This window comes from Streptomyces sp. S186, assembly GCF_051603415.1.
GTDB lineage: Bacteria > Actinomycetota > Actinomycetes > Streptomycetales > Streptomycetaceae > Streptomyces.
The window spans coordinates 5528940-5552251 of record NZ_CP193932.1; the positions used below are offsets into that span (position 1 = coordinate 5528940).

The following is a 23312-nucleotide window of genomic DNA, read 5'->3' on the forward strand; positions in this document are numbered from 1 at the left end:
AGCCGCCCCTGACCTGGTCTTTTGGCGGCTGTGTCGGCGGTCGGGGACGGTGTGCCGCGCGCGTATAGGTGGTTTCCCCTACGGGCAGGTTGGGGGTTCGTTTGGAACCCGCGACCTGCCCGACGCGTTTACGGTGGAGGGACGGGCGCCGGCGGGAACCGGCGCCGCCGACACCTCAGGGGAGTGCCCATGGAAGCCGCCGTCGCCGTCATCGGGTTGCTCTTCGTGCTGTTCGTCGCCGCCGGGGTGTTCCTCACGGTCAAGGCGGTCCAGGCGGCCAAGCGCGGGGTGGACCGCAAGGTCGCCCAGGCCCGGCGGACGGTCGAGGACACCACCCTGCGGGCGCGGCAGTTCACCCAGCCCGGAGTCGTCGGCGAACTGGCGCAACTGCGGCTCTCGTTGCGCACGTCCATGCGCGCCACTCAGGAGGTCCTGCGCAGCGCCTCCTCCGAGGACGCCTCGCTCGCCGAGGCGGTCCGCCTCTTCGAACGGCTCAGCGCGCACGGCCGCGAGCTGGACGACGACCTCCGCCGCCTGGAGCGCGAGCCCAGCAAGGCTGCCATCGCCGACCGCCTCCCCGAACTCCGGGAGCGCCTGGAGCGCGTCACCCACTCCGCCGAATCGCTGCGCTGGGCCGCCCGCGACCGGGCCCGCAAGTTCGCCGACGACGACCTGGCCGCCCTGAGCGACCAGATCGACATGGAGGCGGGGGCCTTGCGGCACTGGACGGATGCGGGGGAGGGGCGGTCCGGTTCGGGGGCGGGCGACGGTGGCGGCGCCGGTACGGGGGCGTTCTCCGGTGCCGGCTCGGGCTCCGGTGCGGGTTCGGCCTCCGCTTCGGGCTCGGGGGAAAAGGGCTTCGTGTGGGGGCCGGTTGGGGAAGAGGCGCCTGCGATCACCGCCCGGGACGCGCGTACCCAGCCGACGTACCCGTGGGAGAAGTCCCCACAACGGGACATGTCCCGCCGGCGGAGCGGCAAGGGTGAGGGCATAGCGGGGTAGGGCGCTTTCCGGGGCGGGGGTGATGCGCAATCCGGGTCCCGGAACCGCTATGGGATCCCCTATGGGATCTCCGCGCCTCCCGTTCGACCGCTCCCCGACAGGCCGTGACCTGGGCGGACTTGGCGTAGCCTTGGTGAAACCGGGAAGATCCCGGCAGGGGCCCGCACTGTCGAGCGCCTGCGTCCCCGGATAACCTCCCAGTCATGTCCCGCCATGTCGCGATCGTCACCGATTCCACGGCCTACCTGCCGCGGGCGGCTGTCGAACGCCACCGCATCACGGCCGTACCGCTGACCGTCGTCCTGGGGGACCAGGCCCTGGAAGAGGGCACCGAGATCTCCGCGAGATCCGTCGCCCAGGCGCTCCAGAAGCGTCGACCCGTGACGACGTCGCGACCGAGCCCCGCCGTGTTCGCGGACACCTATCGCGCCATCGCCGAGTCCGGTGCGAGCGGCATCGTTTCCCTGCACCTCTCCTCGGAGTTCTCCGGCACCTATGACGCGGCGGTGCTGGCGGCGAAGGACGCGCCGGTACCGGTACGGGTCGTGGACACCGGGATGGTCGCGATGGCCCTCGGGTTCTGTGCCCTTGCCGCCGCGGAGGCGGTGGAGGCCGGCGGGGACGCGGACGACGCGGTGGCCGCGGCGGAGAAGCGTGCCTCGGGCACCTCCGCCTACTTCTATGTCGACACCCTCGACTACCTGCGGCGCGGCGGCCGGATCGGCGCTGCGCAGGCGCTGCTCGGCTCGGCGCTCGCCGTCAAGCCGCTCCTTCAACTCGCCGACGGGCGCATCGAACTGCTGGAGAAGGTCCGTACGGCCTCCAAGGCCATCGCGCGCCTGGAGGAGATCGCGGCGGAGCGGGCGGGGGAGAGCCAGGTCGACATCGCGGTCCACCATCTCGCGGCGGCGGAGCGGGCGGACGCGTTGGCCGAACGGCTCCGGGAGCGGGTGCCGGGGCTGAACGAGCTGCATGTGAGCGAGGTCGGCGCGGTGATTGGCGCTCACACGGGGCCGGGGCTGCTGGGGGCCGTGGTCTCGCCGCGGTGAGGATGTCGCGGTCGGCGGTCGGCGGTGTGCTGTGGCTGGCGGCGGATGTGGGGCGGCTGTGGTGCCGGGAGCCGGCGGGACACCGGGGGTGACGGGTGGTCACGTTGCGACCTGGCATGCCTCCGGAGGCCCGTGTGGGTGACGGAGTTATCCACAACTCCCCACTTATCCACGGGATTTGACGCGGATCGGCGAGATCCGCGCGAGGTGCCTACCGTCGAGCCATGAGCAGGTATCGAACGGCTTCCTTGCCGGATTCAACGTCAGTTTCGCTGTCCGTTTCCGCGCCGGAGTCACCGGCCGGACCGTCCCTCCCTCCCGCTCTCTCCCCGCCCGCCGTCGTACCGCCTGTGGGTTGGGGACGGCGGGAACGCGAGCGCCTGCGGGAGTGGAAACGCGAACGGATGCGGGCGCGAGCCGCGGTGATCTTTGGCACCGATCAGCGGGAGGGCACGGAGGAGGCGGGGCAGCACGCGGTTAGGGAGGGAGACACAGGTAGGGAAGGAGACGCAGGCAGGGCAAGTGGTACCGGTGCGGGCGTCGGTCCGGGGGCGCGTGGGCCCGGCGATGGTCGTGGGCGACCGGAGACGCGGGCGGGGGCGGAACCGTCGTACGCGCATCGTGCGCCGCCGTCCCGGGAGCACGATCCGCCGGGCGCCCGACGGCCCGGGCGTTGGTGGCCGGCGGTACGTGAACGGCTGCCGCTGTGGGTGCAGTTACGGTGCGGCACGACTCCTAAGGCGCTGGCCGCGCTGGTCCTGGTGCTCGTGGTCGGTGTGGGCCTCGCCGTTCAGCACTTCTGGGCGGCGCGTCCCGAGCCCGTGAATGCGCCCGACGCCGATCGTCCGGTTGCGGTGCCCGGCCCCGGTGCCCGCTCGCCGGCTCAGCCGTGGTCGTCGGGGCAGTCCCCGTCCCGGGGGTTGGCGGCCGGGGGACCAACGGGCGGCGCCGGCCGGATGGTGGTCGTGGATGTCGCGGGAAAGGTCCGGCGTCCCGGGATTCACCGGTTGCCGGCGGGCTCACGGGTGACCGATGCGCTGGAGGCCGCGGGCGGGGTGCTGCGCGGGACGGATCTCCGCGGGCTGAACCGGGCCCGTCTGCTGACCGACGGTGAACAGATCGTCGTCGGTGTGGAGAGCGCCGGCGCCGCGGGCGGCCCGGGCGGCGCGGGCGCGAGTGGACAGGCCGGGGCCGGCGGTGCCGGAAGCGGGGCGCCTGGGGTGACGAATGGACCGCTGAGCCTCAGCTCGGCGACGGAGCAGCAACTCGACGCTCTGCCCGGCGTGGGTCCCGTGCTGGCCCGCCACATCATCGAGTACCGCACCCAGCACGGCGGGTTCACCTCGGTCGACCAGCTCCGCCATGTGACCGGCATCGGTGAACGCCGGCTTGCCGATCTGCGCCCCTTGGTGGCGCCATGACGTCGCCTGGAGAGGAGGAGACCCAGGAGCCCCCCGCGCGTGCCGTTGCGCCCGAGATGTCTCAGGACGGCCCCGCTGACCTGCGGCTGGTCGGGCCTGCGATGGCGGCGTGGGCGGCGGCCGCGGCCGCCTTGGGGGCGCCGGGTGGCGCGGTGGCGGTGGGCTGCGCCGTGGCCCTGGGGCTCGCGGCGCTCGCACTGTGGTGGGCACGAGCGCTTCCGGGGCGGCCCGACGCGTCGACACGGCCTGCGGCCATGACGGGTGGCTTGCCGGGCGGCCGGCGCGCGGGAGCGCTCGTGGCCCTGGCGGCGGTACTGCTCTGCGCCGCGGCGGGGGCCGCCTCCGCCGCGCTGCACGCCGCGGACGTACGGAGCGGGCCGCTGCCGACCTGGGCCCAGCGCTACGCCCCGCTCACGGTGGAGCTGGAGGTGACCGACGACCCCCGGCTGTCCCGCCCGAAGGTGCGAGGGTCCCAACGGGTGCCGCCGGCGCTGCTGTTCACCGCCGATGCGGTGCGCGTAACCACGCCGGACGGGAAGGTCACCGACGTCCGCACCCCTGTGCTGGCCGTCGTACAGCAGCGGGGCGGCGCGAAGGACCGGAGAGGCACGAGCACCACAGACACCACAGACAACACGGGCACTACAGGAACTACAGGAACTACAGGAACTACAGGCAGTGAAGGCGGCAGTAGTGGCGGAGGTGGACCGAGTGGTGCACGCGCCGGGCGGGCACAGGGTGGGCCGGCTCCCGCCTGGCGGGGGTTGTTGCCGTCGACCCGTATCCGGGTGGTGGCGCGCGCCGCACCGCCGCTGGCGGCGGCCGACCGGACGGCGGCGGTGCTGCGGGTCACGGCCGACGGGCCGCCGGTCGAGGTGGCGCCGCCGTCGCCCCTTCAGCGGCTGGCCGGAAGCCTGCGGGCCGGGCTGCGCGAGGCGACCGACGGGCTGACTCCGGATGCCCGCGCGCTGCTGCCCGGCCTCGTGGTGGGTGATGTGTCACGGGTGCCGCCCGATCTCGACGAGGCGTTCAGCGCCACCGACCTGACGCATCTGCTCGCCGTCTCCGGCAGCAACCTGACCATCGTGCTCGCCCTGTTGATCGGCCCGCCACACCTCGCCGCCCGGGCCGAACGCCGAGGACTGGCACGGCACTTGGGACTGTCGCTGCGCGGCACCGCGCTGATCGGCGGGGTGCTCGCCCTCGGCTTCGTCGTCGTATGCCGTCCGGATCCCAGCGTGTTGCGGGCTGCCGCCTGCGGGCTGATCACACTGCTCGCCATCGGCACCGGCCGCCGCCGCTCACTGCTTCCCGCGCTCGCCGCCGCCGTACTGCTGCTGGTCCTCTACGACCCCTGGCTCGCCCGGCGCTACGGCTTCCTGCTCTCCGTCCTGGCGACCGGCGCGCTGCTCCTGCTCGCGCCGCGCTGGAGCGCCGCCCTCCAGCGCCGCCGGATACCGCCCCGGCTCGCCGAGGTGCTCGCCGCCGCGGCCGCCGCCCAGGCGGTCTGCGCACCCGTCGTTGTGGTGCTCGCCGCGCGGGTGGGTTTGGTCGGCGTGCCCTGCAACCTGCTCGCCGAACTGGCCGTGGCCCCCGCGACGATCCTCGGCTTCGCCGCGCTCGCCGTCGCCCCGGTCGCGCTGCCGGTCGCCAAGGTGCTGGCCTGGTGCGCGGGCTGGCCGGCCGAGTGGATCGCCGGTGTTGCCCGTGCTGGGGCGGAGCTGCCGGGCGCCGAGGTCGGCTGGCCCGGTGGCTGGGTGGGCGGGCTGCTGCTCGCCGTCGCCACTGTGGTGCTGCTCGCGGTCGGCCGCCGGGTGCTGCGCCGCCGATGGCTGTGTGTGGTGTGTGCGCTGGCCGTGGTGCTGGCGGTGTGCCGCCCGGCACCGCTGACCCGCGTGCTGACCGGTTGGCCGCCGCCGGACTGGAAGGTCGTGGCCTGCGACGTGGGCCAGGGGGACGGGCTGGTGCTGGCAGCCGGTGACGGTACGGCGGTCGTGGTGGACACCGGGCCCGAGCCCCGCGCCATCGACCGGTGCCTGACCGTACTGGGCATCCACCGGATCCCGCTTCTCGTGCTCACGCACTTTCACGCCGACCACGTGGACGGCCTGCCCGGGGCACTGCGCGGCCGGTCGGTCGGCGCCATCGAGACCACGACGTTGCAAGAGCCCTATGGCCAGGCGAAGTTCGTACGGGAGGCGGCGGCCGGCGCCCGGATTCCCGTCCTCCGGGCCGTACCGGGCGAACGGCGCCACCTGGGGCCCCTCTCCTGGGAGGTCCTCTGGCCGATCGCGCCCCCGTTGGCCCCGCGGTCGGCCGCACAGCCGGCGGCACCCTCGGCCGGGGCCGGGGAGCTCTCCGGGCCCAATGACGCCAGCGTGACCCTGCTCGTTCGGACGGGCGGGCTGACCGTCCTCCTGCTCGGGGATCTTGAACCCCCGGCGCAACAGGCGCTGTTCGCCGCCCATCCGGAACTGGCCGCCGTCGATGTCCTCAAGGTGGCGCACCATGGCTCCGCCTACCAGGACCCGGAGTTGATGCGCCGCCTGACGCCCCGCCTTGCCCTCATCTCCTGCGGTGCCGGAAATCCATACGGGCATCCCGCCCCGCACACCATCGCGTCACTGCGCGCCGGGGGCACTCTGGTGCTGCGCACCGACACCGATGGCGCGATCGCGGTCGTCGGCACCCCCGGCAAGCTGTCCGCGGTCGTCGGCGGCCGCCGCTCCCGGGGGCGCCCCGGGAGATCCACGGGGCGTGCCCGAAGGCGACGCCGGTGCGGCCCGGCCCACAAATGGCGAAACCCCCGCGGAACAGGGAGATCCATACGGACGCCGAGAAACAAGGGATTGAGAAACAAAGGATGAAGAAAGAGACAAGGAACGGAGAGGACGCATTTCTCATGGACGATGCCACCGCTGACGCCTATCTCCGACGGATAGCCGCTGCTCGGCCGGCCGTCGCGGACGTCGAGGCGTTGCGTGCGCTGCAACTGAGCCATCTGCGGGCCGTGCCGTTCGAGAATCTCGCCATCCACCTGGGAGAGGAGATCGTCCTCGCGGAGCAGCCGCTGGTGGACAAGATCGTCTGGGGTCGTCGGGGCGGGTTCTGCTACGAGCTCAATGGCGCTTTCGCGGCACTGCTCCGGGCGCTGGGCTACGAGGTCGAGCTGCTGTCGGCGCGCGTGTTCGGGCCCGAGGGGCTGGGGATTCCGTACGACCATCTCGCGCTGCGGGTGCACACCCCCACCGGGCCCTGGCTGGTTGACGTCGGCTTCGGACAGAACAGCCACTGTCCGTTGAGGCTGGACAGCGACGCGGACCAGAAGGATGCCGGGGGCGTCTTCCGAATAGTGGAAGCACCGGAGGGCGACCTCGACGTCTACCGGGACGGAGATCCGCAGTACCGCATGGAACAACGCCCGCGCGAGCTGCGGGACTTCGAGGCGGGTTGCTGGTGGCAGCGTACGTCGCCCACGTCGCATTTCCGGCGGTCACTGGTCTGCTCGCGGCTCACGGAGACCGGCCGGGTCACGCTCTCCGGGCGCACGCTGGTGATCACAGGCGCCGAGGGCACCCGGGAGGAGCGCGAGCTGGACGCGGCCGAGGTCCTGCCGGCCTACCGCACCCACTTCGGCATCGCGCTGGAACGAGAGCCCGTCCTCGTGAGCCAGTGAGGAACAAGGGGGAGGAACAACGGGCGGAACGCGGGGAGGAACAAGGGAGGGAGAAGGACACGGACGGTCATTCGGTCTCGCGCCAGCCCTCGTGTTCCGCGGCGAGGGCGTCCAGGCGGGCGGCGTCGTAGGCGGCGTCCGGGTCCTCGATCACGACCAGCCACTGTGCGTCCTCGGCGTCGTCCTCGCCGGCCAGGGCGTCCCGTACGAGCTGGGGTTCCTCGGTGACACCGAAGCGTTCGGTCAGGGCCTCGGCCACCTCCTCGGCGGCGTCGCGGTCGGGGAGGACGAGGACGTGGCGTCCGTGGTGGGTGTCGTGCATCGGGCCATGGCTGTTGTTCACCGGTCCATTGTCGGGCAGTGGGCAGTGGCCAGTCGGTGGTGGTCGGGCCTCGGGGCGGGCCGGGTTGTCGGTGGGGCGTGGGATGCTGGGACGCGATGGCCAGGAAGACAGCTAACGACGACCCCCTCGCCCCCGTGACGATCGCGGTGGGGCAGGAGGAGCTGCTGCTCGAACGCGCGATGCAGCAGGTGGTGGCCGCGGCCCGGGCGGCCGACCCGGACACCGACGTGCGCGACCTCACCCCCGATCAGCTCCAGCCCGGCACCCTCGCCGAGCTCACCAGCCCCTCGCTCTTCGCCGAGCGCAAGGTCGTGGTGGTGCGCGCTTCGCAGGACCTGTCCGCGGACACCGTCAAGGACGTCAAGGCGTATCTCGGCTCGCCCGCCGAGGAGATCACCCTGGTGCTGCTGCATGCCGGCGGGGCCAAGGGCAAGGGGTTGCTCGACGCGGCCCGCAAGGCAGGTGCGCGCGAGATCGCCTGCCCCAAGATGACCAAGCCGGCCGACCGGCTCTCCTTCGTCCGCGGCGAGTTCCGGGCGTCCGGCCGCTCCGCCACGCCGGAAGCCTGTCAGGCACTGGTGGACGCCATCGGCAGCGATCTGCGCGAGCTGGCGTCCGCATGCGCGCAGCTGGCCGCCGACGTCGAGGGCACGATCGACGACGCCGTGGTCGCGCGCTACTACACCGGCCGGGCGGAGGCGTCGAGCTTCACCGTCGCCGACCGGGCGGTCGAGGGCCGGGCCGCCGAGGCGCTGGAGGCGCTGCGCTGGGCGATCGCGACCGGGGTCGCCCCCGTCATGATCACCAGCGCGCTGGCGCAGGGCGTCCGCGCCATCGGCAAGCTCGCCTCCGCTCCGCGCGGGGCCCGCCCCGGCGACCTGGCCCGCGAGCTGGGCATGCCGCCCTGGAAGATCGACCGGGTCCGGCAGCAGATGCGCGGCTGGTCGGCGGACGGCGTGGCCAGGGCCCTGCGCGCGGTGGCCGAGGCCGACGCGGGGGTGAAGGGCGGCGGCGACGATCCCGAATACGCCCTGGAGAAGGCCGTGGTGACGATCGCGCGGGCGGCCCGCTCGCGGTAGGACGACCGACGGCGGGGGCGAAGGGCCCGGGGCGCTCCGGGGACACCTCCCGCCGAGCCCCCCGGGACACCCCCGAGCCTCCCCTCACCCCCGCAAGCGCTTGAGGGTCTCCTTCGCGCTGGTTTCCAGCATCGTGGCGAGCTCGGAGGAGGACGGCGGCTTCGCGGTGCCGCCGCTGCTCGCCGCATAGCCGGACCACGTCGACTGGTACGTCAGCCAGCCGTCCCGGACGGCGAGGACGACATACGTGCTCTTGCCGCCGCCGGAGGGATCGTTGCGGGTCACGAGGTACGCCTCGTCGCCGAGGCCGGTGACGGGCTCGACCTTGTACGAGACGGTGGTCTGCTGTTTCTCGTACGCGCGGTACACATCGGCGAACTCCGGTCCCGGGTCGGTCTTCTTGTGCAGGGTGACGGAGTTGTAGAGCCAGGTCGAGGAGTAGTCGCCGGCGCCGGCGTGGTCGGCGGTGAGAGAGATGTTGCACCACATCGAGTCCATGGAGTTCATCCGCGAACCGCTGTGCTGCGGGTTGGGCGGGGACGACGCCCCCGACGAACCCGAACCCGAACCCGCACTCGGCTTCGCCCTGTAGTGGGCGTTCGCGAACGGCGTCAGGGAGGTCGCGGCGCACAGGTCGTCCCGGAACGCGTAGCCCTTGAGGTCGGGGCCGGGCTCCGAGGAGAAGGCGCCGGTGGCGAACATCACGGACGCCCCGATCGCGGCGGCCGCCACCGCGCCGCCGACGGCCCACAGCCAACCGGAGACGCCCCGCCCGCCCGCTCCACCGGGTGCGCCGCCGAGGGGGCCGCGGAGCGGTGCCCGGTAGGCCGCGCTAGGTGCCACCGGTGCTCTCGGTGTTCTCGGTGTGCCCGACACTCCGGGTGCCCCGGGTGCTCCCGTTACGCCACCCTGGGCGCCCGGCAGCGGATAACCGTACCCGCCCGGCCCCTGGGCATACGGATTCTGCCGGTAAGGCATCGAGGGCGGAGCTGAAGGTGGAGCCGGAGGTGGAGCCGGAGGTGGGGACGGAAGCGGTGGCTGCGGCGCGGACCTCGGCCCGTAGGCGGGAGGCAGCGGGGCGGAGTAGGGGTTGTTCTGCTCCCCCGAACTGGACATGGCGGCAGACTAGTGGACATCCCTCACATCTGACCCTGTCCGGAGCCGCGTTGCACCCTCCGATAGCGGCGCATTCGGGCCCAGCAGAGGCGCATTCGGGCTCAGCTGGGAGCCGTGCCGAACCCTCCGGAGCACGTGCCCACAAGGACCCGCCGGGCGCACGACCGGGGACCCCCCGGTCCTCTCCCCACCACAAACACAAAAGACCCCGCCGTCCCAAAAGGGCACCGACGGGGTCTTCCGTATCCAGTTCGGACGGCTGCTCGGCGGACGTTGCCGCGGAGGAGCCGGTTGCGCCGCACCCGCGTGGCGAACGCAGGCCGCGTGCGGCGCGGTGGTGCACCGACCGGGAGCGGTGAGAGGGGCCGCTGGGTCCCTGATCGGCAGGGTGACCGCGTCGGGCGCGGTCGAAGGCGAAGGGTCAGCCCTTGAGGCCGGCGACCTTCTTGGCCAGCGCCGACTTCTTGTTGGCGGCGTTGTTCTTGTGCAGCACACCCTTGCTGACGGCCTTGTCGAGCTTCTTGGCCGCCAGGGCCTGCGCGGCGGTGGCCTTCTCCAGGTCACCGGCCTCGATGGCCTCGCGGGTGCGACGGATCGCGGTCTTCAGCGAGGACTTGACAGCCTTGTTGCGCTGACGAGCCTTCTCGTTGGTCTTGATCCGCTTCATCTGGGACTTGATGTTCGCCACGAAAGAGCCTTTTCAGGTTCGTTGGAGTTTCGAGTTGCGCCTCGCACGAGAGAGGGCACGAAGCGCAGTGGACCAGGCTACCAGCAGGGTTTACGGGCTCCCAAACCGGACCCTGACCGGACCCTGCGCGCGGGCGGCCCGCGTACCCGGTGCCCGTACCGGCCGCAGCGGACCCCGCCCCTCCCGAAGGCGTGCCATGCCCCCGGCCCCGGCCGCGCCGTACCTCCGGCCCCGGCCGCCCGGCACCCCGGTGCCCGAGCGCGCCCGCCCCGCCGCCCCCATGCCCGAACCTCTCACCCCCGCCGGCTCATGGGACGATGGGGGGAGACATCACAAGACCGAGTCCCGCCTACCCGCGTTCACTGAATGGACCCTGCGTGCCCGCGACCCCTACGAACGTGCCGGAGCCGAGCCGTACCGACCCGGCGCTCCTCCGTAACTTCTGCATCATCGCGCACATCGACCACGGCAAGTCGACGCTCGCCGACCGGATGCTCCAGCTCACCGGTGTCGTCGACCAGCGGCAGATGCGCGCGCAGTACCTCGACCGCATGGACATCGAGCGCGAGCGCGGCATCACGATCAAGTCCCAGGCGGTCCGGCTGCCCTGGAGCCCCTCCGAGGGCGAAGAGGGAAGTGGCACGACCCACATCCTGAACATGATCGACACGCCGGGCCACGTCGACTTCACCTACGAGGTGTCCCGCTCGCTGGCCGCGTGCGAGGGCTGCATCCTCCTCGTCGACGCCGCCCAGGGCATCGAGGCCCAGACCCTCGCCAACCTCTATCTGGCGATGGAGAACGACCTCACGATCATCCCGGTCCTCAACAAGATCGACCTGCCGGCCGCGCAGCCCGAGAAGTTCGCCGCAGAGCTGGCGAACCTCGTCGGCTGCGAGCCCGAGGACGTGCTGAAGGTCTCCGCGAAGACCGGCGTCGGCGTGCCCGAGCTGCTGGACCGGGTCGTCCGCGACGTGCCGGCCCCGGTCGGCGTCAAGGATGCCCCCGCCCGCGCGATGATCTTCGACTCGGTCTACGACGCGTACCGCGGCGTGGTGACGTACGTGAAGGTCGTCGACGGCACGCTCAACAAGCGCGAGCGGATCAAGATGATGTCCACCGGCGCCGCCCACGAGCTGCTGGAGATCGGGACCAACTCGCCGGAGATGCTGCCGGCCGACGGCCTGTCCGTCGGCGAGGTGGGCTATCTGATCACCGGTGTGAAGGACGTCCGGCAGTCCAAGGTCGGCGACACGATCACCCAGCTCACCAAGGGTGCCGAGGAGCCGCTGGGCGGCTACAAGGACCCCAAGCCGATGGTGTTCTCGGGGCTGTATCCGCTGGACGGCTCGGACTACCCCGAGCTGCGCGACGCGCTGGACAAGCTCCAGCTCAACGACGCCGCGCTGGTCTACGAGCCGGAGACCTCGGCCGCCCTGGGCTTCGGTTTCCGCGTCGGCTTCCTCGGGCTGCTGCACCTGGAGGTCATCCGGGAGCGCCTGGAGCGCGAGTTCGGCCTCGATCTGATCGCGACCGCGCCCAACGTGGTCTACCGCGTGGAGATGGAGGACGGGGCCGAGCACACCGTCACCAACCCCAGCGAGTTCCCGACCGGCAAGATCGACGTGGTGCACGAGCCGGTCGTCCGGGCCACGATCCTGGCGCCCAGCGAGTTCATCGGCTCGATCATGGAGCTGTGCCAGAACCGCCGCGGCATGCTGCTGGGCATGGACTACCTCTCCGAGGACCGGGTCGAGATCCGCTACACCCTGCCGCTCGCCGAGGTCGTCTTCGACTTCTTCGACCAGCTCAAGTCCAAGACCCGCGGCTACGCCTCGCTGGACTACGAGCCCACCGGCGAGCAGACCGCCGACCTGGTCAAGGTCGACATCCTGCTGCACGGTGACAAGGTCGACGCGTTCTCCGCGATCACCCACAAGGACAAGGCGTACGCGTACGGCGTGCGGCTGGTCGCCAAGCTGCGCGAGCTGATTCCGCGGCAGAGCTTCGAGGTGCCGATCCAGGCCGCCATCGGCAGCCGGGTCATCGCCCGTGAGACCGTCCGCGCCATCCGCAAGGACGTCCTCGCCAAGTGTTACGGCGGTGACATCTCCCGTAAGCGGAAGCTGCTGGAGAAGCAGAAGGAGGGCAAGAAGCGGATGAAGATGGTCGGCAGCGTGGAGGTGCCGCAGGAGGCGTTCATCGCGGTGCTGTCCTCGGACTCCGACGGCGACGGCAAGTCGAAGAAGTAGTCGGCGACGGCACGTCGGAGAAGTCGCGACCGCAGGATATACGGGCGGGGCGCCGGTTCCTCTGGGGACCGGCGCCCCGCGCCGTTTTCCGGACCGGTCGCACGGCGGCGCGCGGGCCCACCGGTCAAGCGTGTGTCATGTGCACCTATCGCGCGGGTCACATCGTGAACCAGTCGGGCGCAGCCCCTTACGTGGCGGCCCCACGCGCTCTAGTCTGATCACTGCTCAAAGGTTACTCGCGAGTCACCAGCAACGAAGCGGGCCCCGGAGGACGCCGTGACCGACACTCACACGCTGATCGACAACCGGCCGCCTTCGGTGGCGACCCTGTTCCTGGAGCGGGTCGCGGCCACACCGGATACCGAGGCATACCGCTACCCCGTCCCGCCCGCCTCGGGCACCGGACCGGACGACTGGAAGGTCCTCACCTGGAGCCAGGCCGCCGAGCGGGTCCTCGCCGCGGCCGCCGGACTGATCGCCCTGGGCATCCGCCCCGAGGAGCGGGTGGCACTGGCCGCCGACACCCGGGTGGAGTGGATTCTCGCCGACCTCGGAGTGCTCTGCTCCGGCGCCGCCACCACCACCGTCTACCCCTCCACCAACGCTGACGAGACCGCGTTCATCCTGGCCGACTCCGGCAGCCGGGTGCTGATCGCGGAGAACGCCCGACAGCTCGCCAAGGCCCGCGAGAAGCGCGCCGAGCTGCCCGAGCTGGCCCATGTCGTCGTCATCGACGAGGCCGACGCACAGCCCGCGGACGACGACCCCGAGGGCTGGGTGCTCTCCCTCGCCGAGCTGGAGAAGCGCGGCACCGCCTATCTGGAACAGCACCCGGAGTGCGTCAAGGAACGGGTCGCCGCGCTCCGCGCCGACCAGCTGGCCACCCTGATCTACACCTCCGGGACCACCGGCCGCCCCAAGGGCGTGCGGCTGTCCCACGACTGCTGGGCGTACATGGCCCGCGCCATCCAGGCGACCGGCATGGTCGCCGCGGACGACGTGCAGTACCTCTGGCTGCCGCTGGCGCACGTCTTCGGGAAGGTGCTGAGCGCCGGGCAGATCTCCGTCGGGCACGTGATCGCGGTGGACGGCCGGGTCGACAAGATCATCGAGAATCTGCCGGTGGTCCGGCCGACGTACATGGCCGCCGTCCCGCGGATCTTCGAGAAGGTCTACAACGGCGTCGCGGCCAAGGCGCGCGAGGGCGGTGGCGCCAAGTACAAGATCTTCCAGTGGGCGGCCGGGGTGGCCCGCGAGTACGCCCGGGCCTCACAGGAGAACTTCCGGCACACCGGCAACGCCTCGGTGCCGTTCGCGCTGGCCGCCAAGCACAAGGTCGCCGACGCCCTCGTCTACACCAAGCTGCGGGAGGCGTTCGGCGGCCGGCTGCGCGCCGCGATCTCCGGCTCGGCCGCCCTCGCTCCGGAGATCGGCTACTTCTTCTCCGGCGCCGGCATCCACATCCTGGAGGGCTACGGCCTGACGGAGTCCAGCGCCGCCAGCTTCGTCAACCCCGGCGAGGCGTACCGCACCGGCACCGTCGGCAAGCCGCTGCCCGGCACCGAGGTGCGGATCGCCGAGGACGGCGAGATCCTGCTGCGCGGCCCCGGCATCATGCAGGGCTACCACGGCCTGCCCGAGAAGACCGCCGAGGTCCTGGAGGAGGACGGCTGGTTCCACACCGGCGACATCGGCGAGCTGTCCCCGGACGGCTATCTGCGGATCACCGACCGCAAGAAGGACCTCATCAAGACCTCCGGCGGCAAGTACATCGCGCCCGCCGAGGTGGAGGGCCAGTTCAAGGCCGTCTGTCCGTTCGTCTCCAACGTGCTGGTGCACGGCGCCAACCGGAACTTCTGCACCGCCCTGATCGCGCTGGACGAACCCACCATCCTCAAGTGGGCCCAGGAGCACGGCCTGGCCGGCCGGAGCTATGCCGAGGTCGTCGCCACCGACCAGGTCCGGGCGCTGATCGACGGCTATGTGGAGCGGGTCAACGAGGGGCTCCAGCGGTGGCAGCAGATCCGCAAGTTCCGGTTGCTGCCGCGCGACCTGGACATCGAGCACGGCGAGATCACCCCCAGCCTCAAGATCAAGCGACCGGTGGTGGAGCGGGCCTTCAAGGACCTCCTCGACGAGATGTACGCCGGGACGCGGGAGGCGTGACGCCGGCGGCGGGAGCGGTGCGGGGCCGCGGAGGGACCCGCACCGCTCGGGCGCGCCCGCCCGGCAGCCGGTGGTTCCGGCGGGCCCCGGGCGTCCGGCGCGCCCCGGCCAACTGCCGTACGGCGTCAGCCGAATTGACCCCTCTGACCACGCACTTCCGTGACTCACCGCTTATGTGCGGGCTCGTTCTGTCACTCTGGCGTTGGCGCATCCGGCGCCGCTGGGGAACTGCTCGGGAGTTGCTCAATGAGGATGACAACTTCGGCCGGACGGGACGACGTTGCCGGGGCCGCCGCGCGCTCCCTGCGCGCCACGCTGCCCGGTGACCCGCGGGCCGCGGCGGCTGCCCGGCAGTTCGTCCGGGCCGCCTTCGCGGACTGGACCGCGCGGCGGCTGCCCGGCGCCGACCGGCTCACCGAACCGCTGGCCGACGAAGCGGTGCTGCTGGTCAGCGAGTTGGTGACCAACGCCGTGGTGCACGCCGGCACCACCGTCGACGTGCTCTGCCGGCTCGACCCCGCCGAGGAGCGGCTGCCGCACCCCGACGACCCTCCGGACACCGTCCCCCAGGAACCACCCCGCCCCGGCCTCGTCGTCGAGGTCTCCGACCGGCACCCCACCCAGCCGGTGCGGGCCCGCGAGGACACCGGCGCCTGCGAGGCGGGCGGCCACGGACTGCGGCTGATCGGCGCGGTGGCCGAGGCATGGGGCGTCACCTACCGGCGGGCGATGAAGACCGTGTGGTTCCGGTTGCCGGTCGGCGGCCCGGACGCCGCCTGGCCGGAGCCGGACACCGCGGACGGCGCCTACGACGCCCTCGATCCGCACGACGCCCTCGACCCCCACGGCACCTACGGCGCCCTGGACGAGGAGATCTTCCGGCAGGGACTGCGGGCCTCCGAACTCCTCGCCCCCGTGCCGCGCCGCCCCGCCCCGCCCGAGGACCGCCCCGCACGGGAGCGCGGCGGCGTCGACAGCGGCGCGCTGTCCTTCCTGGCGGAGGCGTCCGACCTGCTCTCCGGGCAGCTGGACGCCGACCAGGTCGCCTCGCTGGCCTGCCAGCTGATCGTTCCGCGACTCGCCGACTGGTGCGCGGTGTGGCTCCACGACGGCGACGGCGGTGCTCCCGGACGCGGCCTCGCCGAGGCCGGCGACGCGCCGCGGCTGGCCCGCGTCTGGCACCAGTCCGAGGGCCGGATCGACTCGCTGCGGGCCGCCCTGGAGAAGGCACCGCCGGACCTGGGGATCGACGGCGCCGCCGGCAGCCGGCCGGTCCCGGTGCCCTGGCCCTGGCCGCACGAGCCGGCCGGCCCGGAGCCCGGCGGCGCGGCCCTGGCCTGCCCGCTGGTCGCCGGCGGCCGCCGGCTCGGCACCCTGCTGCTCGGCCGGGCCGGGCTGCGGCGCTTCCCCGGCGAGGTGGTCGCGCTCGCCGAGGACCTGTGCCGCCGGGCCGCCCGCGCGGTGGCCACCGCCCGCGCCTACAGCCGCCAGGAACGCATCAGCCGCGTCCTGCAGCGCCGGCTGCTGCCCCAGGGGCGGGCCCGGGTGCCCGGCGTGGCGTCGGCGGTGGTCTACGAGCCGCGCGAGGGCGCCTGGGCCGGCGGCGACTTCTGGGACCTCTTCGACGCCGGCGACGGCCGCTGGTGCTTCGCGCTCGGCGACGTCTGCGGCAGCGGGCCCGAGGCCGCCGCGGTCACCGGGCTGGCCCGGCCGGTGCTGCGGCTGCTGGCCCGCGACGGCTTCGGCGTCGCCGAGGTGCTGGACCGGCTCAACAAGACCATGGCCCGGGAGGCCGCGGACTCCGTCGCCGCGGTGGCGGCGGCGGTGGCCGCGGCCGGCGCGGGCGCGGAGGCCCCCGTGGAGATCCGCGAGGAGGGCGAGCAGGCCCGCTTCCTGTCCCTCCTGTACGGCGAGATCGTCCCGTACCGCGGCGGCTCCGGCGGCGCCCGGTGCACCCTCGCCAGCGCCGGCCACCCGCTGCCGCTGGTCCTGGGCACCGACGGCACGGTGCGGGTCGTCGCGGCCCCGCAGATGCTGCTGGGCGTCGTCGAGGACGCGGCCTACGTCAGCGAGTCCTTCGACCTGTGCCCCGGGGAGACGCTGCTGTGCGTCACCGACGGGGTGACCGAGCGCCGCTGCGGCCGGCGGCTCTTCGACGACGAGGACGGGCTGGCCTCGGCGCTCGCCGCGACGGCCGGGCGGAGCGCCGAGGCCATCGCGGAACACATCCGCCGCACGGTGCACGCCTTCGGCCCCACGCCGCCCGACGACGACCTGGCGCTGATGGTGCTGCAGGCGGCGGGGGGTTGCCCGTAGGGGGCGTGCGAACGGTTCCCGTAGGGGGCGCGCGGCCCCCTGCGGGGCCACAAACGGGCGGGCGGGGGAGGTATTCCCTGGGGCCACAACCGGGCGGGCGCCCGCGTACCTCTCGCCATGACGGACAATGGACCCCATGCCTTCCGCACTGCCAGATGGTGAGCCGATGCCCGAGGACGGGGCGCTGCCCCGCCATGCGCTGACCGGCGCCGCCGAGCGCCCCCTCGGCTTCTATCTGCACGTGCCGTACTGCGCCACCCGCTGCGGCTACTGCGACTTCAACACCTACACCGCGAGCGAGCTGCGCGGCCCCGGCGGCGCCCTGGCCTCCCGCGAGACCTACGCCGACACCCTCGTCGACGAGATCCGGCTGGCCCGCAAGGTCCTGGGCGACGACCCCCGCCCGGTCGAGACGGTCTTCGTCGGCGGCGGCACCCCGACCCTGCTGCCCGCCGCCGACCTCGGCCGGATGCTGGCCGCGGTGCGCGACGAGTTCGGCCTGGCGCCCGGCGCCGAGATCACCACCGAGGCCAACCCGGAGTCGGTCGGCCCGCGCTATCTCACCGAGCTGCGCGAGGCCGGCTTCAACCGCGTCTCCTTCGGCATGCAGAGCGCCCGGCAGCACGTCCTGAAGATCCTCGACCGCACGCACACCCCGGGCCGCCCCGAAGCCTGCGTCGCCGAGGCCCGCGCGGCCGGCTTCGCGCACGTCAACCTCGATCTGATCTACGGCACCCCCGGCGAGTCCGACGACGACTGGCGGGCCTCCCTGGACGCCGCCACCGCCGCCGGCCCGGACCACATCTCCGCGTACGCCCTGATCGTCGAGGAGGGCACCCAGCTGGCCCGCCGGATCCGCCGCGGCGAGATCCCGATGACCGACGACGACGTGCACGCCGACCGCTATCTGATCGCCGAGGAGCGCCTGGCCGCCGCCGGCTTCTCCTGGTACGAGGTCTCCAACTGGGCCACCACCGAGGCCGGCCGCTGCCGTCACAACGAGCTGTACTGGACGGGCGCCGACTGGTGGGGCGCCGGCCCCGGCGCGCACAGCCACGTCGGCGGCGTCCGCTGGTGGAACGTCAAGCACCCCGCCGCCTACGCCCAGGCCCTCGCCGAGGGCCGTTCCCCGGGCGCCGGCCGCGAACTGCTCTCCGATGAGGACCGCCGCGTCGAGCGGATCCTCCTGGAGCTCCGCCTCGCCGCCGGCTGCCCGCTGTCCCTGCTCGCGCCCTCGGGCGCCCGCGCCGCCGCCCGCGCGGTGGCCGACGGCCTCCTGCAGCCCGGCCCCTACGAGGCGGGCCGGGCCGTACTGACCCTCCGCGGCCGCCTGCTCGCGGACGCGGTGGTGCGCGACCTGGTGGACTGACCGCTCCGCCCGCGCCCCGGTGGGCCGACCGCGAAGCAGCGGCCACCGCCGGGCCGGCGCCTCAACCGGCCCACCGGGCAGCGGACTTCAGTGGGTCAGCGGCCGCGAAACCCGCCCCGAGGCCGTGTCGATCTCGTCATGGGCCTTGGTCAGCAGCTGCATCGCCAGGTCGTTGAGGGCTCTGGCTCCCGCGACCTCCTCGCCGACCCGGGGCTGGTTCCCGTCGGCAGGGTGGCGGCTGGCATAGCCATGGGCCCGTACCTCGGTCCCGTCCGGCAGTCGTACCAGCGCGGCGGCCCGGGTGCGGTGGGTGTCCTCCTCGAATTCCAGCTCGACATGCCATCCGACAGCGGTCTTCAACATGGCGGTCACCTCCGGAATCGCTGCTACCAGAGTGCGCTCACCGCCGAGGCGGCGCACGGCGTGCACCGGCCGCGCACGCCGCCGCACGCCGGGGCGGCCGCACACGCCGCCGCGCCGGACCTCAGGCCCCGTCGTCCGCCCCCGCCGGCGCCGTCACGAAGTCGATCAGCTCCTCCACCCGCCCCAGCAGCGCCGGCTCCAGATCCTTGTAGGACCGCACCCGGGACAGGATCCGCTGCCAGGCCGCACCGGTGTTCTCCGGCCAGCCCAGCGCCCGGCACACCCCCGTCTTCCAGTCCTGGCCCCGGGGGACCTCCGGCCACGCCCCGATGCCCAGCGAGGACGGCTTCACCGCCTGCCAGACGTCGATGTACGGGTGGCCGACGACCAGCGCATGCTCACCGGTCACCGCCGCCGCGATCCGGGACTCCTTGGAGCCGGGAACGAGGTGGTCCACCAGGACGCCGAGGCGGGCGTCGGGTCCGGGGGCGAACGCGTCGACGATCGCCGGGAGGTCGTCGACGCCCTCCAGGTACTCCACGACGACGCCCTCGATCCGCAGGTCGTCGCCCCAGACGCGCTCCACCAGCTCCGCGTCGTGCCGCCCCTCCACATAGATGCGGCCGGCCCGGGCGACCCGGGCACGCGCCCCGGGGACCGCGATCGAGCCGGACGCGGTGCGCGCCGGGCCGCTCGGCGCCGGGCCGCTCCGCGGACGGACGAGGGTGACGGTCCGGCCCTCCAGGAGGAAGCCGCGCGGCACCATCGGGAACACCCGCTGCTTGCCGAAGCGGTCCTCCAGGGTGACCGTCGGGCCCTCGGCTGTCTTCTCGCACCGCAGCACCGCGCCGCAGTAGCCCGTCACCACCTCCTCGACGACCAGCCCGGGATCGGCCGGCACCTCGGGCACCGGCTGCGGCTTCTTCCAGGGGGGAGTGAGGTCGGGGCTGTAGTGCCTGCTGTGCATGCGGGTCTGCTTCCTGTTCCTGCGGATCGGCGGGTCGGTCGGCCGGGAGACGGCGGCCGGGAGACGGCGGCCGGGAGACGGGGGACGGGCCTAAGGGGCGAGAGGGCGAGAGGGTGAGGAGTCGGCGGATCAATGGGCTCAATGGCCCCAACGAGCCCCGCTTCAGGGTGAGTTCGTGCCGAAGCGGGCATTCAGGGCGTCGCGCTGGGCGCGGACGAAGCCGGCGTCGACCACCGCGCCGTGGCCCGGCACGTACACCGCGTCCTCGCCGCCCAGCGCCAGCAGCCGGTCCAGCGCGGCGGGCCACCGCCCGGGCAGCGCGTCCGGGCCCGCCTGGGGTTCGCCGGACTCCTCGACCAGGTCGCCGCAGAAGACGACCGCCCGTTCACCGGCCCGGCCCGGCACCAGGACGGCCAGGTCGTGCGCGGTGTGACCGGGCCCCACGTCGGCCAGCAGCACCTCCCGGTCCCCGAGGCCGACGGTCAGCCGCCCGTGCACCTCGTGCTGCGGGACGACCACCAGGTCCGCGGCCTCCGCCGCGGCATCCGGGTCCACGCCGTGCCGGACCGCGTCGTCCCGCAGCGCCTCCTTGCCGTGCCGCAGCAGCTCGCCCAGCCCGGCCGCGCCGAACACCTCCACCCCGGCGAACGCCGCGGTGCCCAGGACGTGATCGAAGTGCGGGTGGGTGAGCGCGACATGCGTCACACCGCGGCCGAGCACCGCGCGCACCGTCCGGCGGAGCTCCGCCCCGGCACCGAGGGTCGCGCCGGTGTCGACGATCAGCACGCCGTCCGAACCGGCGACCACGCCGACCGTCTCGTCCCAGCCCGGCATCCGGCGCCGGACCACCCCCTCGCCGAGCCGTTCCCAGCCCGCCTCTTCCCATGTGGTGCGCATACAGAGACGCTAGCGCCCCCGCGATAGCGTTGCCCGGCACACCGCGGAAGCGGCTCGACGCCGGTCCCGCGACGGGCACCGCCCGGGACCCGTAGGGGATCGCGGCGGCGCCGGACCGGGGATTCCCCGGGGTCCGCTCCGGGGCGTCCCGGGGGCGGCCCGCGGGTCGGATCCGACGGGGGTGGGTAAGCCCTGAGTACGCCCGCCCTTGCCGCATCGGCGCTACCCGGCCGTACACTGGCTCAGGGTCTGGCACTCGGCCCATGTGAGTGCCAGGAGTGACGGGACGACACGGCGGACGGCCGACTGGAGGTGGCGAGATGCTCAGTGAACGCAGGCTCGAAGTGCTGCGCGCCATCGTCCAGGACTACGTCGGTACGGAGGAGCCGGTCGGTTCCAAGGCGCTCACCGAGCGCCACAAGCTGGGCGTCTCCCCGGCCACCGTCCGCAACGACATGGCGGCCCTGGAGGACGAGGGCTTCATCGCCCAGCCGCACACCAGCGCCGGCCGGATCCCCACCGACAAGGGCTACCGCCTCTTCGTCGACCGGCTCGCCGGCGTCAAGCCGCTGTCCGTCCCCGAGCGCCGCGCGATCCAGAACTTCCTCGACGGTGCCGTCGACCTGGACGACGTGGTGGGCCGCACGGTGCGGCTGCTGGCGCAGCTGACCCGCCAGGTGGCGGTGGTGCAGTACCCGTCCCTGACGCGGTCCACCGTCCGGCACGTCGAGCTGCTGGCGCTGGCCCCGGCCCGGCTGATGCTGGTGCTGATCACCGACACCGGCCGCGTCGAGCAGCGGCTCATCGACTGCCAGACGCCGTTCGGCGAGACGTCCCTGGCGGACCTGCGCGCCCGGCTCAACAGCCGGATCGTCGGCCGCCGTTTCACGGACGTCCCGCAGCTGGTGCAGGATCTCCCGGAATCGTTCGAACAGGACGACCGGGCCACCGTCTCGACAGTACTGTCGGTACTGCTGGAGACTCTGGTGGAGGAGACCGAAGAGCGGCTCATGATCGGCGGCACCGCCAATCTGACGCGCTTCGGGCATGATTTCCCCCTGACCATCCGGCCGGTGCTGGAGGCCCTTGAGGAGCACGTGGTGCTGCTCAAGCTGCTGGGGGAGGCCAAGGACTCGGGCATGACCGTACGGATCGGGCATGAGAATGCTCACGAGGGCCTGACGTCCACCTCGGTCGTCACCGTCGGATACGGTTCGGGCGACGAGGCCGTCGCGAAAATGGGCGTGGTCGGACCGACCCGCATGGACTACCCCGGAACGATGGGAGCGGTACGCGCAGTGGCACGTTACGTCGGACAAATCCTCGCGGAGTCGTAAGTGGCCACGGATTACTACTCGGTCCTCGGCATCAGCCGTGACGCCTCGCAGGACCAGATCAAGAAGGCGTTCCGCCGGCTGGCGCGCGAGCTGCACCCGGACGTGAACCCGGATCCCAAGACCCAGGAGCGGTTCAAGGAGATCAACGCCGCCTACGAGGTCCTGTCGGACCCGCAGAAGAAGCAGGTCTACGACCTCGGCGGCGACCCGCTCTCTCAGGCCGGCGGCGCCGGTGGCGCGGGCGGCTTCGGCGCGGGCTTCGGGAACTTCTCCGACATCATGGACGCCTTCTTCGGCACGGCCTCGCAGCGCGGCCCGCGCTCGCGCACCCGCCGTGGCCAGGACGCCATGATCCGCCTCGACGTCGAGCTGAGCGAGGCCGCGTTCGGCACCACCAAGGACATCCAGGTCGACACCGCCGTCGTCTGCACCACCTGCAGCGGCGAGGGCGCGGCGCCGGGCACCTCGGCGCAGACCTGTGACATGTGCCGCGGCCGCGGCGAGGTCTCGCAGGTCACCCGCTCCTTCCTGGGCCAGGTCATGACCTCCCGGCCCTGCCCCCAGTGCCAGGGCTTCGGCACGGTCGTCCCGACGCCGTGCCCCGAGTGCGCCGGCGACGGCCGGGTCCGCTCCCGCCGCACCCTCACCGTCAAGATCCCGGCCGGTGTCGACAACGGCACCCGGATCCAGCTGGCCGGCGAGGGCGAGGTGGGCCCCGGCGGCGGTCCCGCCGGCGACCTCTACGTCGAGATCCACGAGCTGCCCCACCCGGTGTTCCAGCGCCGCGGCGACGATCTGCACTGCACGGTCACCATCCCGATGACGGCGGCGGCGCTGGGCACCAAGTGCCCGCTGGAGACGCTGGACGGAGTCGAGGAGATCGACGTCCGGCCCGGCACCCAGTCCGGCCAGTCGATCCCGCTGCACGGCCGCGGCGTGACCCACCTGCGCGGCAACGGCCGGGGCGACCTCATCGTCCACGTCGAGGTGCAGACCCCCGGCAAGCTCGACCCCGAGCAGGAGGAGCTGCTGCGCCGCCTCGCCAAGCTCCGCGGTGAGGAGCGCCCCCAGGGCCAGTTCCAGCCGGGGCAGCAGGGGTTGTTCTCGCGACTGAAGGATGCGTTCAACGGGCGCTAGGCGCTCGGCCGGGGGTCCGGGGGTCGTCCCCCGGGCAGGCACGGTCAGCCCGGGCAGCAGGGGTTGTTCTCGCGACTGAAGGACGCGTTCAACGGGCGCTAGGCGCTCGGCCGGAGGTCCGGTCACAGCGGTCG

18 protein-coding genes are annotated in these 23312 nt (G+C 72.9%); 12 read left to right on the forward strand and 6 right to left on the reverse strand.

Translation table 11 applies throughout. The annotated features are described in order from the left end of the window. The first annotated feature begins 189 nt into the window (after positions 1–189). The 5 genes from ACRAS8_RS23740 (at position 190) to ACRAS8_RS23760 (ending at position 7148) form a co-directional block, all read left to right on the forward strand. On the forward strand, positions 190–1002 hold the full coding sequence (locus ACRAS8_RS23740) for a hypothetical protein (protein WP_438488014.1): 813 nt from the start codon (positions 190–192) through the stop codon (positions 1000–1002). 203 nt (positions 1003–1205) lie between these two features. Next, positions 1206–2051, forward strand: coding sequence for a DegV family protein (locus tag ACRAS8_RS23745; protein ID WP_438488015.1), 846 nt, complete (start codon positions 1206–1208; stop codon positions 2049–2051). A gap of 956 nt (positions 2052–3007) precedes the next feature. Then, on the forward strand, positions 3008–3472 hold the full coding sequence (locus ACRAS8_RS23750; protein ID WP_438490578.1) for a helix-hairpin-helix domain-containing protein: 465 nt from the start codon (positions 3008–3010) through the stop codon (positions 3470–3472). A gap of 101 nt (positions 3473–3573) precedes the next feature. Continuing rightward, a complete protein-coding gene (locus ACRAS8_RS23755) occupies positions 3574–6339 on the forward strand; it encodes a ComEC/Rec2 family competence protein (RefSeq protein WP_438490579.1) in 2766 nt (921 codons plus the stop codon). Positions 6340–6374: 35 nt separating this feature from the next. Continuing rightward, positions 6375–7148: an arylamine N-acetyltransferase family protein gene (locus tag ACRAS8_RS23760; RefSeq protein WP_438488016.1), complete on the forward strand. Its 774-nt coding sequence runs from the start codon at positions 6375–6377 to the stop codon at positions 7146–7148. Positions 7149–7215: 67 nt separating this feature from the next. Here ACRAS8_RS23760 and ACRAS8_RS23765 read toward each other — a convergent pair whose 3' ends face one another. Continuing rightward, on the reverse strand, positions 7216–7470 hold the full coding sequence (locus ACRAS8_RS23765) for a hypothetical protein (protein WP_438490580.1): 255 nt from the start codon (positions 7468–7470) through the stop codon (positions 7216–7218). A 116-nt stretch (positions 7471–7586) separates the two neighbouring features. On the opposite strand from ACRAS8_RS23765, the gene holA reads away from it, so the two are divergent. After that, positions 7587–8570 carry a DNA polymerase III subunit delta gene (gene holA / locus ACRAS8_RS23770; protein WP_438488017.1) on the forward strand — a complete coding sequence of 328 codons (984 nt, stop codon included), beginning with the start codon at positions 7587–7589 and terminating at the stop codon, positions 8568–8570. Between the two features lie 84 nt (positions 8571–8654). On the opposite strand, the gene ACRAS8_RS23775 is transcribed toward holA, so the two are convergent. Both ACRAS8_RS23775 and rpsT read right to left on the reverse strand, forming a co-directional pair. Further along, positions 8655–9413, reverse strand: coding sequence for a hypothetical protein (locus ACRAS8_RS23775; protein ID WP_438488018.1), 759 nt, complete (start codon positions 9411–9413; stop codon positions 8655–8657). A gap of 694 nt (positions 9414–10107) precedes the next feature. Next, complete coding sequence (gene rpsT / locus ACRAS8_RS23780) at positions 10108–10374, reverse strand: 30S ribosomal protein S20 (RefSeq protein ID WP_073442215.1); 267 nt, start codon at positions 10372–10374, stop codon at positions 10108–10110. Between the two features lie 377 nt (positions 10375–10751). Here rpsT and lepA point away from each other — a divergent pair, with 377 nt between their 5' ends. From lepA to hemW, 4 genes are all read left to right on the forward strand, one after another. Continuing rightward, complete coding sequence (gene lepA, locus ACRAS8_RS23785; RefSeq protein ID WP_438488019.1) at positions 10752–12626, forward strand: translation elongation factor 4; 1875 nt, start codon at positions 10752–10754, stop codon at positions 12624–12626. A gap of 276 nt (positions 12627–12902) precedes the next feature. Then, positions 12903–14792: an AMP-dependent synthetase/ligase gene (locus ACRAS8_RS23790; protein ID WP_438488020.1), complete on the forward strand. Its 1890-nt coding sequence runs from the start codon at positions 12903–12905 to the stop codon at positions 14790–14792. A 252-nt stretch (positions 14793–15044) separates the two neighbouring features. Beyond that, positions 15045–17108: a SpoIIE family protein phosphatase gene (locus ACRAS8_RS23795; protein ID WP_438490581.1), complete on the forward strand. Its 2064-nt coding sequence runs from the start codon at positions 15045–15047 to the stop codon at positions 17106–17108. A gap of 136 nt (positions 17109–17244) precedes the next feature. Continuing rightward, entirely contained in the window at positions 17245–18477 is a 1233-nt protein-coding gene (gene hemW / locus ACRAS8_RS23800; protein WP_438488021.1) for a radical SAM family heme chaperone HemW, read from the forward strand. Between the two features lie 87 nt (positions 18478–18564). Here hemW and ACRAS8_RS23805 read toward each other — a convergent pair whose 3' ends face one another. The 3 genes from ACRAS8_RS23805 to ACRAS8_RS23815 all read right to left on the reverse strand — a co-directional run bounded on the left by ACRAS8_RS23805 (position 18565) and on the right by ACRAS8_RS23815 (position 20704). Continuing rightward, positions 18565–18840, reverse strand: a complete 276-nt coding sequence (locus tag ACRAS8_RS23805; RefSeq protein WP_438488022.1) for a DUF1876 domain-containing protein — start codon at positions 18838–18840, stop codon at positions 18565–18567. A gap of 121 nt (positions 18841–18961) precedes the next feature. After that, on the reverse strand, positions 18962–19807 hold the full coding sequence (locus tag ACRAS8_RS23810; RefSeq protein WP_438488023.1) for a DUF3097 domain-containing protein: 846 nt from the start codon (positions 19805–19807) through the stop codon (positions 18962–18964). A gap of 162 nt (positions 19808–19969) precedes the next feature. Further along, positions 19970–20704 (reverse strand): MBL fold metallo-hydrolase, encoded by a 735-nt coding sequence (locus ACRAS8_RS23815; protein WP_438488024.1) that lies wholly within the window; start codon positions 20702–20704, stop codon positions 19970–19972. 320 nt (positions 20705–21024) lie between these two features. Here ACRAS8_RS23815 and hrcA point away from each other — a divergent pair, with 320 nt between their 5' ends. Together hrcA and dnaJ are read left to right on the forward strand one after the other, a co-directional pair. Continuing rightward, the gene (gene hrcA, locus ACRAS8_RS23820) at positions 21025–22041 is read left to right on the forward strand and encodes a heat-inducible transcriptional repressor HrcA (RefSeq protein ID WP_018538005.1); all 1017 of its coding nucleotides are present in this window, start codon (positions 21025–21027) and stop codon (positions 22039–22041) included. After that, positions 22042–23178, forward strand: coding sequence for a molecular chaperone DnaJ (gene dnaJ, locus ACRAS8_RS23825; protein WP_221904648.1), 1137 nt, complete (start codon positions 22042–22044; stop codon positions 23176–23178). Positions 23179–23312: the final 134 nt, after the last annotated feature.

Coding starts and splice junctions, on each gene's coding strand:
- ACRAS8_RS23740 (WP_438488014.1), top strand. CDS start 190: ATGGAAGCCGCCGTCGCCGTCATCGGGTTGCTCTTCGTGCTGTTCGTC.
- ACRAS8_RS23745 (WP_438488015.1), top strand. CDS start 1,206: ATGTCCCGCCATGTCGCGATCGTCACCGATTCCACGGCCTACCTGCCG.
- ACRAS8_RS23750 (WP_438490578.1), top strand. CDS start 3,008: ATGGTGGTCGTGGATGTCGCGGGAAAGGTCCGGCGTCCCGGGATTCAC.
- ACRAS8_RS23755 (WP_438490579.1), top strand. CDS start 3,574: ATGGCGGCGTGGGCGGCGGCCGCGGCCGCCTTGGGGGCGCCGGGTGGC.
- ACRAS8_RS23760 (WP_438488016.1), top strand. CDS start 6,375: ATGGACGATGCCACCGCTGACGCCTATCTCCGACGGATAGCCGCTGCT.
- ACRAS8_RS23765 (WP_438490580.1), bottom strand. CDS start 7,470: ATGCACGACACCCACCACGGACGCCACGTCCTCGTCCTCCCCGACCGC.
- holA (WP_438488017.1), top strand. CDS start 7,587: ATGGCCAGGAAGACAGCTAACGACGACCCCCTCGCCCCCGTGACGATC.
- ACRAS8_RS23795 (WP_438490581.1), top strand. CDS start 15,045: ATGACAACTTCGGCCGGACGGGACGACGTTGCCGGGGCCGCCGCGCGC.
- hemW (WP_438488021.1), top strand. CDS start 17,245: ATGCCTTCCGCACTGCCAGATGGTGAGCCGATGCCCGAGGACGGGGCG.
- ACRAS8_RS23805 (WP_438488022.1), bottom strand. CDS start 18,840: ATGTTGAAGACCGCTGTCGGATGGCATGTCGAGCTGGAATTCGAGGAG.
- ACRAS8_RS23810 (WP_438488023.1), bottom strand. CDS start 19,807: ATGCACAGCAGGCACTACAGCCCCGACCTCACTCCCCCCTGGAAGAAG.
- ACRAS8_RS23815 (WP_438488024.1), bottom strand. CDS start 20,704: ATGCGCACCACATGGGAAGAGGCGGGCTGGGAACGGCTCGGCGAGGGG.
- hrcA (WP_018538005.1), top strand. CDS start 21,025: ATGCTCAGTGAACGCAGGCTCGAAGTGCTGCGCGCCATCGTCCAGGAC.